This is a genomic window from Leifsonia sp. P73 (genome assembly GCF_051059105.1).
GTDB lineage: Bacteria > Actinomycetota > Actinomycetes > Actinomycetales > Microbacteriaceae > Leifsonia.
In genome coordinates this window covers 847,041-860,953 of the sequence record NZ_CP194931.1, presented here as the reverse complement: position 1 = coordinate 860,953, position 13,913 = coordinate 847,041, and the positions used below count along the sequence as shown (strand labels likewise).

The 13,913-nt window shown below is 70.3% G+C and carries 12 protein-coding genes and 1 pseudogene; 12 read left to right on the top strand and 1 reads right to left on the bottom strand.

Going from position 1 to position 13,913, the window contains the following annotated elements:
* The first annotated feature begins 2 nt into the window (after positions 1 to 2).
* The 10 genes and pseudogenes from murC to dnaE all read left to right on the top strand — a co-directional run bounded on the left by murC (position 3) and on the right by dnaE (position 11,415).
* Positions 3 to 1,515 (top strand): annotated as a pseudogene (gene murC, locus ACQ86L_RS04390) (UDP-N-acetylmuramate--L-alanine ligase).
* Complete coding sequence (locus ACQ86L_RS04385; protein ID WP_434317833.1) at positions 1,421 to 2,434, top strand: FtsQ-type POTRA domain-containing protein; 1,014 nt, start codon at positions 1,421 to 1,423, stop codon at positions 2,432 to 2,434. Before murC ends, ACQ86L_RS04385 begins: the two are co-directional and overlap by 95 nt.
* 143 nt (positions 2,435 to 2,577) lie before the next feature.
* Positions 2,578 to 3,756: a cell division protein FtsZ gene (gene ftsZ / locus ACQ86L_RS04380; RefSeq protein ID WP_434317832.1), complete on the top strand. Its 1,179-nt coding sequence runs from the start codon at positions 2,578 to 2,580 to the stop codon at positions 3,754 to 3,756.
* Positions 3,722 to 4,426: a YggS family pyridoxal phosphate-dependent enzyme gene (locus ACQ86L_RS04375; RefSeq protein WP_434317831.1), complete on the top strand. Its 705-nt coding sequence runs from the start codon at positions 3,722 to 3,724 to the stop codon at positions 4,424 to 4,426. Before ftsZ ends, ACQ86L_RS04375 begins: the two co-directional genes overlap by 35 nt.
* Positions 4,427 to 4,496: 70 nt before the next feature.
* The gene (locus ACQ86L_RS04370) at positions 4,497 to 5,015 is read left to right on the top strand and encodes a cell division protein SepF (RefSeq protein WP_434317830.1); all 519 of its coding nucleotides are present in this window, start codon (positions 4,497 to 4,499) and stop codon (positions 5,013 to 5,015) included.
* A gap of 74 nt (positions 5,016 to 5,089) precedes the next feature.
* Positions 5,090 to 5,386: a YggT family protein gene (locus ACQ86L_RS04365; RefSeq protein WP_179605620.1), complete on the top strand. Its 297-nt coding sequence runs from the start codon at positions 5,090 to 5,092 to the stop codon at positions 5,384 to 5,386.
* A 161-nt stretch (positions 5,387 to 5,547) separates the two neighbouring features.
* Positions 5,548 to 6,342, top strand: a complete 795-nt coding sequence (locus tag ACQ86L_RS04360; RefSeq protein ID WP_434317829.1) for a DivIVA domain-containing protein — start codon at positions 5,548 to 5,550, stop codon at positions 6,340 to 6,342.
* Positions 6,343 to 6,376: 34 nt separating this feature from the next.
* Positions 6,377 to 6,934 carry a signal peptidase II gene (lspA, locus tag ACQ86L_RS04355; protein WP_434318839.1) on the top strand — a complete coding sequence of 186 codons (558 nt, stop codon included), beginning with the start codon at positions 6,377 to 6,379 and terminating at the stop codon, positions 6,932 to 6,934.
* The gene (locus ACQ86L_RS04350) at positions 6,934 to 7,854 is read left to right on the top strand and encodes an RluA family pseudouridine synthase (protein WP_434317828.1); all 921 of its coding nucleotides are present in this window, start codon (positions 6,934 to 6,936) and stop codon (positions 7,852 to 7,854) included. Before lspA ends, ACQ86L_RS04350 begins: the two co-directional genes overlap by 1 nt.
* 90 nt (positions 7,855 to 7,944) lie before the next feature.
* On the top strand, positions 7,945 to 11,415 hold the full coding sequence (gene dnaE, locus ACQ86L_RS04345) for a DNA polymerase III subunit alpha (protein WP_434318838.1): 3,471 nt from the start codon (positions 7,945 to 7,947) through the stop codon (positions 11,413 to 11,415).
* A 72-nt stretch (positions 11,416 to 11,487) separates the two neighbouring features.
* Here the strand turns inward: dnaE and ACQ86L_RS04340 are convergent, their stop codons facing one another.
* Positions 11,488 to 11,982 carry a flavin reductase family protein gene (locus ACQ86L_RS04340; RefSeq protein ID WP_434317827.1) on the bottom strand — a complete coding sequence of 165 codons (495 nt, stop codon included), beginning with the start codon at positions 11,980 to 11,982 and terminating at the stop codon, positions 11,488 to 11,490.
* A 90-nt stretch (positions 11,983 to 12,072) separates the two neighbouring features.
* On the opposite strand from ACQ86L_RS04340, the gene hisD reads away from it, so the two are divergent.
* Both hisD and nrdR read left to right on the top strand, forming a co-directional pair.
* Positions 12,073 to 13,377, top strand: a complete 1,305-nt coding sequence (gene hisD / locus ACQ86L_RS04335) for a histidinol dehydrogenase (RefSeq protein ID WP_434317826.1) — start codon at positions 12,073 to 12,075, stop codon at positions 13,375 to 13,377.
* Between the two features lie 47 nt (positions 13,378 to 13,424).
* Complete coding sequence (gene nrdR / locus ACQ86L_RS04330; protein ID WP_369963020.1) at positions 13,425 to 13,898, top strand: transcriptional regulator NrdR; 474 nt, start codon at positions 13,425 to 13,427, stop codon at positions 13,896 to 13,898.
* The last annotated feature ends 15 nt before the right edge of the window (positions 13,899 to 13,913 follow it).

Sequence of the window (13,913 nt, the reverse complement as noted above, 5' to 3'; positions counted from 1 at the left end):
CTGTGACGATCAAACCCGACCTCAACGCGACCATCCCCGACGAGCTGGGCAGGCTCCACTTCGTCGGCATCGGCGGCTCGGGCATGAGCGGCATCGCGCGGCTGTTCCTGGAGTCCGGCCACACCGTCACCGGCTCCGACGTGCGGCACTCCGCCAACATCGACGCCCTGCGCGCGCTCGGCGCCACCATCGCGATCGGACACGACGCGGCGAACGTCGGCGACGCCGACACCCTCGTGGTCACCGGTGCGCTCTGGCAGGACAACCCCGAGTACCAGCTCGCGCTGGCCAACGGCATCCCTGTGCTGCACCGCTCGCAGGCACTGGCCTGGCTGATCAACAAGAAGCGCCTCGTCGCTGTCGCCGGCGCGCACGGCAAGACCACGTCGACCGGCATGATCATCACCGGCCTGCTCGGCCTCGGCGAGGACCCGAGCTTCGTCAACGGCGGTGTCATCGCCTCGCTCGGCAAGAGCTCGCAGACCGGCACCGGCGAGCTGTTCGTCGTGGAGGCCGACGAGTCGGACGGCTCCTTCCTGCTCTACGACACGGCAGTCGCGCTGATCACCAACGTGGACCCCGACCACCTCGACCACTACGGCTCGCTGGAGGCGTTCGAGGACGCCTTCGTGACCTTCGCCCGCGAGGCCGACGAGTTCGTCGTCGTGTCCTCCGACGACGCGGGGGCGAAGCACGTCCACCGCCGGCTGGTGGAGGTCGCCCCCGACAAGCGCGTCGTCACCTTCGGCGAGGCGGAGGACGCCGACGTGCGCGTCCACTCGATCGTCACCGACGGCCCCGTCTCGTTCACGCTGAGCCACGCCGGCGCCGAGTACTCGGCGCGCCTGCGCGTCCCCGGAAAGCACAACGCGATCAACGCCGCCGGCGCCTTCGCCGTACTGACCGGCCTCGGCTTCGAGCCCGCCGCGGCGCTGGCCGCGATCGCGGAGTTCGGCGGCACGGAGCGCCGTTTCGAGCTGCACGGCAACGTGGGCGGCGTGAGCGTCTACGACGACTACGCGCACCACCCGACCGAGGTCGCCGCCGCCCTGTCGGCCGCGCGCACCGTGGTCGGCGAGGGCCGCATCATCGCGGTCCACCAGCCGCACCTCTACAGCCGCACCCGCCTGTTCGCGCAGGAGTTCGCCGAGACCCTGGAGACCTACGCCGACGAGACCGTCGTGCTCGACGTCTACGGGGCGCGCGAGGACCCGGAGCCCGGCGTCACCGGCGCGCTGGTCGCCGACCGCTTCCAGCATCCCGAGCACGTCGCGTTCATCGCCGATTGGCAGGAGGCCGCCGACCACACCGCGCGGATCGCGCGCGAGGGCGACTTCGTCATCACCCTCGGCTGCGGCGACGTCTACCGGATCGTCCCGCAGCTCCTCGACTCGCTCCGCCGCGTCCGGGAGTAGCCGCGGTGAAGCGTCCAGCGGGGTTCGACCGGTCGGCGGCACGGCAGACCGGCACGCCGGCGCCCTCCGCGCCGGAGACCGCGGCCCCTGCGCGCCCTGAGCCGGCCCGTGCGGCGTCCGCATCGCCGGTCGGGACGATCACCGAGCCGATCCCGATCGTGCGCACGCAGCAGCCGATCCCCGAGCGGAAGCCCGGCCTGTCCCGCACGATGGCAGACCGCCTCCCGCTCGGGCGCGTGCCGAGCAACCGCGAGATCTCCAAGGCCCTCCGCGCCGCCCGTGCCGAGCGCCGGCGGGTGGAGCGCGGCGAGGTGCGCCGGTTCACCAAGCGCTCACGCCGTCGCAGGATGGCCTGGATCGGCGCCGCGGGCGTCGCCGTCGCGCTCGTGCTCGGCGTGATCCTGGTCGGCCTCTCGCCGCTGCTCGCGCTCCGGCACATCCAGGTCGTCGGCGCCTCGCGGCTCGACGCAGGCGCGATCTCGGCCAAGCTCGGCGACCAGGTCGGCAAGCCGCTCGCGCTGCTCGACCAGGCAGCGATCTCCAGTGACCTGGCGGCATTCCCGCTCATCCGCAGCTACACACTGGAGAGCCACCCGCCGGACACCCTCGTGGTGCGCATCGTGGAGCGCCAGGCGATCGGCGCCGTCCAGCACGGGACGGCCTTCGTGCTCGTGGACGCCGCCAAGGTGCCCATCTCGTCCAGCGCGACCCGGCCGGCCGGCTATCCGATCATCGCCGCGACGGGGGCCGCGGCCGACGCGAACGCCGACTCCGGCTTCGCCGCGGCCGCCGCCGTGTTGTCGTCGCTGCCCGCCGACGTGCTGAGCCGGGTGGACACCATCTCGGCGAAGACGAAGGACGACGTGTCGTTCACGCTCCGCGAGGGCGGCGCGACCGTGGTCTGGGGGAGCGCGGAGGACTCGGCGCTCAAGTCCGCCGACCTCGCCGCGCTGCTCAAGGGCGCGCCCAAGGCGAGCCGTTTCGACGTCTCGTCGCCGCACAGTGTGACGACAGGATGACCGGGTTGACGGCGCATTTGCCGACACGCCTGCGAACTGCGGCGGGAGCGGCCCCTACGGCCCTACCGTCGAAATCGAGAATTGCATACTCAGCATAACTTTAAGCCTCGACTAGAGGTTGAAGGTTCCCGTGGAGGCCGGAAGTGACAGCAAACCAGAACTACCTCGCCGTGATCAAGGTCGTCGGCATCGGCGGCGGCGGCGTCAACGCCGTCAACCGCATGATCGAACTCGGCCTGCGCGGCGTCGAGTTCATCGCCATCAACACGGACGCCCAGGCGCTGCTGATGAGCGACGCCGACGTGAAGCTCGACGTGGGCCGCGAGATCACCCGCGGCCTCGGCGCCGGAGCCGACCCCGAGGTCGGCCGCCGTGCCGCTGAGGACCACGCGGAGGAGATCGAGGAGGCGCTCGCCGGCGCCGACATGGTCTTCGTGACCGCGGGCGAGGGCGGCGGCACCGGCACCGGCGGCGCGCCCGTCGTGGCCCGCATCGCGAAGTCGATCGGCGCCCTGACCATCGGTGTCGTCACCAAGCCGTTCTCGTTCGAGGGCAAGCGCCGCCAGCAGCAGGCCGAGTCCGGCGTGCAGCGGCTCAAAGAAGAGGTCGACACCCTCATCGTCGTCCCGAACGACCGGCTGCTGGAGATCAGCGACCGCGGCATCAGCATGCTGGAGGCGTTCTCCACCGCCGACCAGGTGCTCCTCGCCGGTGTGCAGGGCATCACCGACCTCATCACCACCCCGGGACTGATCAACCTCGACTTCGCCGACGTGAAGTCGGTCATGCAGGGCGCGGGCTCCGCGCTCATGGGCATCGGCTCCTCGCGCGGCGCGGACCGGGCCATCAAGGCCGCGGAGCTGGCGGTCGCCTCCCCGCTGCTGGAGGCCTCCATCGACGGCGCCCACGGCGTGCTGCTCTCCATCCAGGGCGGATCGAACCTCGGCATCTTCGAGATCAACGACGCGGCCCGCCTGGTGCAGGAGGCCGTCCACCCCGAGGCCAACATCATCTTCGGCGCGGTCATCGACGACACCCTCGGCGACGAGGTCCGGGTCACGGTCATCGCGGCCGGGTTCGACGGCGGCGAGCCGAAGTCCGTGCAGGCCTCGGCCGCGGACGCGCGCCGGTCGACCTACGTGGAGGCCGGCTCCGAGGAGCCGGCGATCACCTCGTCCGCGACGGTCGAGCACGCCGAGCCGGAGGCGACGGCCACCGAGTGGCACGCGACCGGCGAGACCCCGGTGACCGAGACCGCGCAGAAGGACCCGGCGTTCGACGACGAGAATGATGACCTCGACATCCCCGACTTCCTCAAGTAGCCCGCTCGCGGAGCGGCTCGCCGCGGTCCGGGAGGGCGTCGCCGACGCCGCCCGGGCCGCCGGCCGCTCCCCGGACGAGCTGACGACGATCGTGGTGACCAAGTTCCACCCGGCGTCGCTCGTCCGGGAGCTCGCCGCACTCGGCGTGCGCGACGTGGGGGAGAACCGGCACCAGGAGGCGCAGGAGAAGGCGGCGGAGCTCGCCGACCTCGACCTGCGCTGGCACTTCGTCGGCCAGCTGCAGAGCAAGAAGGCGCGGCAGGTGCGGCGCTACGCGGCCGTCATCCACTCGCTCGACCGGATCTCGCTGGTCGACGCGCTGAAGCTGGACGACGCGCCCGGCGTGGACGTGTTCGTCCAGCTCAACCTCACCGACGACCCGGCGCGCGGCGGCGTCGCCGACCGCGACCTGGAGCCGCTGGTCGAGCACGTGCTCGCCACCGGCGGCCTCCGACTGCTGGGCGTCATGGCGGTCGCCCCGCTGGACGAGGAGCCGGCCCGCGCCTTCGAGCGCGTGCGCCTCGCCAGCGAGCGCATCCGCCGGCTCGCTCCCACCGCCTCCGCCATCTCGGCCGGGATGTCCCAGGACTACCGCGAGGCCGTCGCCGCCGGTGCGACACACCTTCGCATCGGCACCGCCATTACCGGGAATCGGCCGAGCCTTCGTTAATCTCGAAAGAGAAGAAGGTTCATTCAGTGCGTGCGAGGCGTCGGCGCACCGGTCTACACGGAGGAAGCGCATGGCCAACCCGCTGAAGAAGACGATGGTCTACCTCGGCCTCGCCGACGAGGAGCTGGAGTTCGAGGAGTCCCAGGAGCAGCACCCGGTGCAGCACCAGCCGCGCCGCGAGGCTCCTGCGCCGTCGCCCGTCCAGCCCGTCCCGCACCCTGCACCGGTCGCTCCCGTGGCCGGCCGCGCACCGGTGACCCCGCTGCGCAAATCGTCCACCGCACGGAATGTTTCGGTACAGGAAATGAACGAGATCCTCACAGTCCACCCCCGTCAGTACCGCGACGCGCAGGCGATCGCCGAGTCCTTCCGCGAAGGAATCCCGGTGATCATCAACCTGTCGCAGATGAGCGAGGGCGACGCCCGCCGCCTCATCGACTTCGCCAGCGGCCTCTCGCAGGGCCTCTACGGAAAGATCGAGCGGGTGACGCCGAAGGTGTTCCTGCTCTCGCCGTCGCACGTCGTCGTCTCCGGCGAGCACGGCGGCCAGGACGCCGACGTCGACGCCTCCTTCTTCGCACAGGCCTGATCCACTCGTACGAAAGCGCACCGTCCGGCAGGGCGGTGCGCTTTCGTGCATACGCGGTCGTTCATACTGGAGGGGTGCTTGTCGTCTCGATCATCGCGAACGTGCTCTACTACGTCCTGCTGATCTACTTCTTCGTCCTCTGGGCCCGCTTCGTGCTCGACCTGGTGCGCACCTTCGCGCGGCAATGGCGCCCGCGCGGCTTCGGACTCGTCCTGGCGGAGTCGACCTACGTGGTCACGGACCCGCCGATCCGGTTCTTCCGCCGGATCATCCCGCCGCTGTCGATGGGGCCCGTCGCGATCGACTTCGGCTGGAGCCTCACCATGCTGGTCGTCATCATCGGCCTCTACGTGACCCTGAGTTTCACCTGACGCATTCCGAGCGTCGGTTGGGGGCGGGCTGCCGTCGCGTTGTAGTGTGGTCGAGGCCGACGCACCGTGGGTGCGGCGGAGTGCGCGCCCGCCGTGCACTTTGCTAGCGTTGGCTGAACGCACTCATTGTTCGTCCTTTTCAAGATCTAAGGTGGCTTCTCATGGCGCTGACTCCGGAAGATGTGGTCAACAAGCGGTTTCAACCGACGAAATTCCGTGAGGGCTACGATCAGGACGAGGTCGACGACTTCCTCGACGAGGTCGTCGTCGAGCTCCGACGACTGACCCAGGAGAGCGACGAGCTCAAGCAGCGCCTCGTGGCCGCCGACTCGCGCATCGCAGAGCTGCAGCGCAGTGGCGGCTCCGGTCAGGCCGCGGCTCCCGCGGCTGCCGCCGACAACGGCGAGGTGCAGCGCCTCCAGCAGGAGAACGAGGACCTCAAGCAGCGCCTGGCCGCGGCGCAGCAGCAGGCAGCGCAGGCCCAGCAGCAGGCGTCCGCCGCCCCCGCCGCAGCCGCGGGTGCCGCAGCGGGCTTCGCCGCCGGCGCCACCGACGCGAACGACCCGAACGCGACCAACAATCTCCTCCAGCTCGCCCGCCGCCTCCACGAGGAGCACGTGCGCGAGGGTGTGGAGAAGCGGGACGCTCTCATCGCCGAGGGGCACGCCACCGCCGCCCGGATCGTCGCCGAGGCCGAGTCCAAGCAGCGCGCCCAGATCAGCGCCCTCGACCAGGAGCGTGCGGGCCTGGAGCGCCGCATCGACGAGCTCCGCGGCTTCGAGCGCGACTACCGCCAGGGCCTGAAGGGCTACATCGAGGGCCAACTACGCGACCTCGACAGCCAGTCCGCCTCCTTCGGCGGCAACGCCCCCACTCCGGTGCCCGCGGGCTCCTCCGACGGCAACAGCCAGGACCAGGGCGCCCAGCCTCCGGTCTTCCCGGGCTTTGGAGGCTAGCCCCTCGAGGGCCAAGGTCAGCATCAGGGCCTTGGTGATCCTGGCGGTGGTCGCGCTCTGCGTGTACCTCCTGGACCAGATCGCCAAGGTCCTGGTCGTCTCGAACCTCTACGAGGGCCAGCAGGTCCAGGTCCTCGGACAGCTCCTCCAGCTCCACTTCGTCAAGAACCCGGGTGCGGCCTTCTCCATCGGCAGCGGGTCGACCTGGATCTTCTCGATCGTCGGCGTCGGCGTGCTCGGCTTCGTCATCTGGTACGCGCCGCGCATCCGCTCGACGGCGTGGGCCATCCTCTTCGGCCTGCTGCTCGGCGGACTGCTCGGCAACCTGACCGACCGGCTCTTCCGCGAGCCGGGCTTCGGCGTCGGGCACGTCGTGGACTTCCTGCAGATCCCGCTGCTGCCCGCCATCTTCAACCTGGCGGACGTCGCGATCGTCTCCAGCATGGTGCTGTTCCTCATCCTCTCGCTGCGCGGCGTCGGCCTCGACGGCCGGCAGCCGGCCGAGGAGGACGACGAGCCCGAGGACGATGACGCGGCCGTCGAGGCCGAAGCCGCCTCCGAGGCGCACGAGCCCCGGAACCCGCAGCCCTGATGGAGTCGCGCAGCCTCCCCATCCCCGACGGCCTGGAGGGCTCCCGCGTCGACGCGGGACTCGCCAAGCTCCTCGGCTTCTCGCGCAGCTTCGCCGCCGAGATCGCCGAGGCCGGCGGCGTCACCATCGACGGCCGCGAGGCGGACAAGTCCGACCGGCTCACCGCCGGCTCCTGGCTGGAGGTCTCCTGGCAGCCGCGCGAGGAGGCCCGCATCGTGCCCATCGCGGTGCCCGAGCTGACGATCGTGCACGATGACGACGACATCGTGGTCATCGACAAGCCGGTCGGCGTCGCCGCGCACCCCTCGGTCGGCTGGGAGGGCCCGACGGTCCTCGGTGCGCTTGCCGCCGCAGGCTTCCGCATCTCGACCTCCGGTGCCGCCGAGCGCGCGGGCATCGTCCACCGCCTCGACGCCGGCACCAGCGGCCTGATGGTCGTGGCCAAGTCCGAGCACGCCTACACGGTGCTGAAGCGCGCCTTCCACGACCGCACGGTGGAGAAGATCTACCACGCGGTCGTCCAGGGCCACCCCGACCCGCTCACCGGCACCATCGACGCCCCGATCGGCCGGCACCCCCGCAGCGACTGGAAGTTCGCGGTCGTCGCCGGAGGCAAGCCGTCCGTGACGCACTACGAGACCATCGAGGCGTTCCCGGCGGCGAGCCTGCTGGAGATCCACCTGGAGACCGGGCGCACCCACCAGATCCGCGTGCACATGGCGGCCCAGCGGCACCCGTGCGCCGGCGACGCGATGTACGGCGCCGATCCGGCGCTGTCCGCCCGCCTGGGCCTCACCCGGCAGTGGCTGCACGCCGTCCAGCTCGCCTTCGACCACCCGGCGACGGGGGAGTGGGTCACCTTCACCACGACGTACCCGGAGGATCTGCAACACGCTCTCGACGTGCTCCGGGCGTCGTAGGTCCGACGTAGTCTTAAGCCCTCACCTCGACCCGGAGCAATAGTGCCGACCGACTCCTTCGTCCACCTCCACGTCCACAGCGAGTACTCGATGCTCGATGGGGCCGCACGCGTCAAGCCGCTCATCGAGGCGGCCGTCGAGCAGGGCATGCCCGCCGTCGCGATCACCGACCACGGCAACATGTTCGGCGCGTTCGACTTCTGGCGCACCGCGACGGACGCGGGCATCAAGCCGATCATCGGCACCGAGGCCTACCTGACACCGCGCACCCACCGCACCGACAAGACCCGCGTGCGCTGGGGCGACGGCGGCGGCGACGACGTGTCCGGCTCCGGCGCGTACACGCACATGACGATGCTCGCGGCGACGACCGAGGGCATGCACAACCTCTTCCGGCTCTCGTCGTACGCCTCCACCGAGGGCTACTACTTCAAGCCGCGTATGGACCGCGAGCTGCTGAACCGCTACTCGAAGGGCATCATCGCGACCACGGGCTGCCCGTCCGGCGAGGTCCAGACGCGCCTGCGGCTCGGCCAGTACGAGGAGGCCAAGAAGGCCGCCGCGGAGTTCCGCGACATCTTCGGCCCGGAGAACTTCTTCGCCGAGATCATGGACCACGGCCTCGGTATCGAGCGCCGGATCATGAGCGACCTGATCCGGCTCGCCAAGGAGCTCGGCCTCCCGCTCGTCGCCACCAACGACCTCCACTACACGCACGCCGCCGACGCCAAGAGCCACGCCGCGCTGCTCTGCGTGCAGTCCGGCTCGACGCTGGACGACCCCAACCGGTTCAAGTTCGACGCCGACGAGTTCTACCTCAAGACGCCCGAGGAGATGCGGCAGCTGTTCCGCGACCACCCGGACGCCTGCGACAACACGCTCGCGATCGCCGAGCGGGTCGACGTGAAGTTCGACACCGCGGCCAACTACATGCCGCGCTTCCCGGTGCCGGACGGCGAGACCGAGCAGAGCTGGTTCGTCAAGGAGGTCGAGAAGGGCCTCCACGAGCGCTACCCCGGCGGCATCACCGAGGACGTCCGCAAGCAGGCGGACTACGAGATCGGCGTCATCTCGCAGATGGGCTTCCCCGGCTACTTCCTCGTCGTCGCCGACTTCATCAACTGGTCGAAGAACAACGGCATCCGCGTCGGCCCCGGCCGAGGCTCGGGCGCGGGCTCGATGGCCGCGTACGCGATGCGGATCACCGACCTCGACCCGCTGCGGCACGGCCTGATCTTCGAGCGCTTCCTCAACCCCGACCGCGTCTCCATGCCCGACTTCGACGTCGACTTCGACGACCGCCGCCGCGGCGAGGTCATCAAGTACGTCACCGAGAAGTACGGCTCGGAGCGCGTCGCGCAGATCGTCACCTACGGCACCATCAAGGCCAAGCAGGCGCTGAAGGACTCCGGCCGTGTGCTCGGCTTCCCGTTCTCGATGGGCGAGAAGCTCACCAAGGCGATGCCGCCGCCCGTGATGGGCAAGGACATCCCGCTCACCGGCATCTTCGACAAGGAGCACCCGCGCTACAAGGAGGCCGTGGACATCCGCGCGGTCGTCGAGAGCGACCCGGAGGCCAAGACGGTGTTCGACACCGCGCTCGGGCTGGAGAACCTCAAGCGCCAATGGGGTGTGCACGCGGCGGGCGTCATCATGTCGTCCGACCCGCTGATCGACGTCATCCCGATCATGAAGCGCGAGCAGGACGGCCAGATCGTCACGCAGTTCGACTATCCGGCCTGCGAGTCGCTCGGCCTGATCAAGATGGACTTCCTCGGGCTGCGCAACCTCACGATCATCAACGACGCGCTCGACAACATCCGCGACAATCGCGGCGAGAACCTCGTGCTCGAAGAGCTGGAGCTGGACGACCGCGGCGCGTACGAGCTGCTGTCCCGCGGCGACACCCTCGGCGTGTTCCAGCTCGACGGCGGGCCGATGCGCTCGCTGCTGCGCCTGATGAAGCCGGACAACTTCGAGGACATCTCGGCGCTCATCGCGCTGTACCGGCCGGGCCCGATGGGCGCCAACTCGCACACGAATTACGCGCTGCGCAAGAACGGCCTGCAGGACATCACGCCGATCCACCCGGAGCTGGCGGAGCCGCTGCAGGAGATCCTCTCGACCAGCTACGGCCTGATCATCTATCAGGAGCAGGTCATGGCCATCGCGCAGAAGGTCGCCGGGTTCTCGCTCGGACAGGCCGACATCCTGCGCCGCGCGATGGGCAAGAAGAAGAAGTCCGAGCTGGACAAGCAGTTCGAGGGCTTCTCGCAGGGCATGGTCGACCGCGGCTTCTCGATGGCGGCGGTCGGCAAGCTGTGGGAGATCCTGCTGCCGTTCTCCGACTACGCGTTCAACAAAGCGCACTCCGCCGCCTACGGCGTCATCTCGTACTGGACGGCGTACCTCAAGGCGCACTACCCGGCCGAGTACATGGCCGCGCTGCTGACCAGCGTCGGCGACTCCAAGGACAAGATGGCGCTCTACCTCAACGAGTGCCGCCGGATGGGCATCAAGGTGCTCCCGCCGGACGTCAACGAGTCCAACCTGTACTTCGCCGCCGTCGGCACCGACATCCGCTTCGGCATGGGCGCGGTGCGCAACGTCGGCGCGAACGTCGTGGACGGCGTGCGCGCGGCCCGCGAGGAGAAGGGGCGGTTCGAGTCGTTCCACGACTTCCTCAGCAAGGTCCCGGTGCACGCGGCCAACAAGCGCACGGTCGAGTCGCTGATCAAGGCGGGCGCGTTCGACTCGCTCGGGCACACCCGGCGCGCGCTGGTGGAGGTGCACGAGGACGCGGTGGAGTCCGCGGTCAAGATCAAGCGCAGCGAGGCGAACGGCGACGTCGGCTTCGACTTCGACAGCCTCTGGGGCGAGGACGAGCAGAACCAGACCCAGCACCACATCCCGGACCGCCCGGAGTGGGTGAAGCGCGACAAGCTCGCGTTCGAGCGCGAGATGCTGGGGCTGTACGTGTCCGACCACCCGCTGGCCGGCCTGGAGTTGCAGCTCGCCAAGCTCGCGAGCACGTCGATCGCCGAACTGCTCGCCTCCGACAGCGTCCAGGACGGCGACACCGTGGTGATCGCGGGGCTCGTCACGAGTGTGCAGCACCGCGTGGCGAAGGCGTCGGGCAACCAGTACGGCATGATCCAGGTCGAGGACTTCGGCGGCGAGATGACCGTCATGTTCATGGGCAAGGCCTACACGGAGTTCTCGCCGATGATGCAGGGCGACTCGATCGTCGTCGTGCGCGGCCGGGTCAGCATGCGCGACGACGGGATGAACCTGCACGCGTTCAGCCTGATGGTGCCGGACCTCGGCCAGGCCGACGACATCGGGACGCTGATGATCACGATGGCCGACCAGCGCGCGACGACCGACACGGTGTCGTCGCTCGCGGAGGTGCTGTCACGGCATCCGGGCGACAGCGAGGTGCGCCTGCGGCTGGTCAAGGGCCAGGTCGCGCGCGTGTTCGAGGTCCCGAAGCCGGTGAAGGTCTCGCCCGACCTCTATGGCGAGCTCAAAGGCCTCCTCGGCCCCAACTGCCTGGTGTAACGGCCGCCACATTCGTGCCGAATGTCGCCTTTGGCGACGCGATTGTGCACATTCGGCACGAAATGTGCGGGGTCAGTCGAGTTCGCTGGGGCGGTGGTAGCGGCGCTCGTGGTACAGCAGCGGCTCGTCGGGGGCGCCGAGCTCGCCCTCCTCGATCTGCACGACGACCACGGCGCTGTTGTGCACCGGGAAGCGGTCGACGATCCGGCCGACCATCCACGCCGTGACGTCGTTGATGACCGGGAGGCCGTGGGGTCCGCGGCGCCAGTGGTCGCCGAGGAACCGCCGCGTGTTGTCGTCCGAGAGGATCTCCGCGACGCCCTTGTTGCGCACACCGAGCATGTGGATGATCACCCGGTCGGTCTCCGCGATCGCCGGCCAGCTCGACGCCGACAGCGCCATGTTGAAGGTCGCAAGCGGCGGGACGGCCGACAGCGACGCGAGCGAGGTCGCGGTGAACCCGACCGGCGTGCCGTCGGCGGTCTGCGCGGTGATGATCGCCACACCGGCGGCGTGCCGGCGGAACGCCTGCCGGAAGGCGGAGAGGTCGGGGGTCGCGTCAGTCATACGCAGTTATCAAGCGCCGTTCGGGATGAGGAATTCCGCGCAGCGGCCGGGGCTGAGCGGAGCGGGTGGTGCGGATAGGCTTGTGTGGCCATGATGCAGACCATCGATCTCCGCGGAGTCCAGCCTACCCGGGCCGCTTTCGAGCGCCTCGTCCCCCGTCCCATCGTGGACATCCAGGTCGCCGTGCGCGTCGCGACCGAGCTGATCGACGACGTCCGGGCCAGGGGAGCGGCCGCCCTCGCCGAGCAGGCCGCGAAGTTCGACGGCGGCGCGCCCGCCTCGGTGCGCGTGCCGGCCTCCGAGATCGCCGCGGCCGTCGCCGCGCTGCCGGCCGATGTGCGCGCCGCCCTGGAGGAGGCCATCGTCCGCGTCCGCGAGGCGACCGCCGCGCAGGTCCCTCCGCCCGCCGAGACCCGGATCGGTCCGGGCGCGACCATCGAGCAGCGCTGGCAGCCGGTGGAGCGCGCGGGCCTGTACGTCCCCGGCGGCAAGGCCGTCTACCCGTCGAGCGTCGTGATGAACGCCGTGCCCGCGCAGGTCGCGGGCGTCGCCTCCGTGGCGCTCGCCAGCCCGCCGCAGCGCGCGTTCGGCGGCGCGGTGCACCCGGTCATTCTCGGCGCGGCCGGCCTCCTCGGCATCGAGGAGGTCTACGCGATGGGCGGAGCCGGCGCGATCGGCGCGCTCGCCTGGGGCGTGGAGGACATCGGGCTCGAACCGGTCCAGGTCATCACCGGCCCGGGCAACATCTACGTCGCCGCGGCCAAGCGGGTCGTCCGCGGCCAGGCCGGCATCGACTCGGAGGCCGGGACCACCGAGATCCTGGTGATCGCCGACGACACCGCCGACGCCCGCTTCGTCGCCGCCGACCTGATCAGCCAGGCCGAGCACGACGAGGCCGCGGCCTCCCTGCTCGTCACCGACAGCCCGGCGTTCGCGGAGCGGGTCGCGGCCGAGCTGGAGACCCTCGCCGGCGCCACCAAGCACGCCGAGCGGGTGCGCACGGCCCTGGGCGGCCAGCAGTCGGCGCTCGTCCTCGTGGACGACCTCGCCGCGGCGGCCGCGTTCAGCAACGCCTACGGCCCGGAGCACCTCGAACTGCAGACCGCCGACCCGGACGCCCTGCTCGCGCTCATCCAGAACGCCGGCGCGATCTTCGTCGGCCCGAGCGCCCCGGTCAGCCTCGGGGACTACCTCGCCGGCTCCAACCACGTGCTCCCGACCGGCGGCCAGGCCCGGTTCTCGCCCGGTCTGGGCGCGTACTCGTTCCTGCGGCCGCAGCAGGTCATTCGCTACGACCGGGACGCGCTGAGGGAGGTGGCGGACCGGATCGTCGCACTGTCGTCGGCGGAGGATCTGCCCGCGCACGGCGAGGCCGTCACGGTCCGCTTCGAGTGACGCGGCCTCCGGGCGTCCTCCCGTGATTCACAGGTAGGATTCCCCTCATGTTCTGCCCCTTCTGCCGCCACCCGGACTCCCGCGTCATCGACTCCCGCACCAGCGACGACGGGCTCTCGATCCGGCGCCGCCGGCAGTGCCCGGAGTGCGGTCGCCGGTTCTCCACGACGGAGACCGCGAGCCTCAGCGTGATCAAGCGCAGCGGCGTGGTGGAGCCGTTCAGCCGCGAGAAGATCGTGCTCGGCGTCCGCAAGGCCTGCCAGGGCCGGCCGGTGACGGACTCCGACCTCGCGGTGCTCGCGCAGAAGGTGGAGGAGACCATCCGCTCGACCGGCGCCTCCCAGATCGAGGCGAACGACATCGGGCTCGCCATCCTCCCGGAGCTCCGCGAGCTGGACGAGGTGGCCTACCTGCGCTTCGCGAGCGTGTACCAGGCGTTCGACTCGCTGGAGGACTTCGAGGAGGCCATCCAGCAGCTCCGCGTCGAGCACCGCGGCGAGCCGGCCGACGTGCAGGGCTGACAAGCGGGCCAGCGC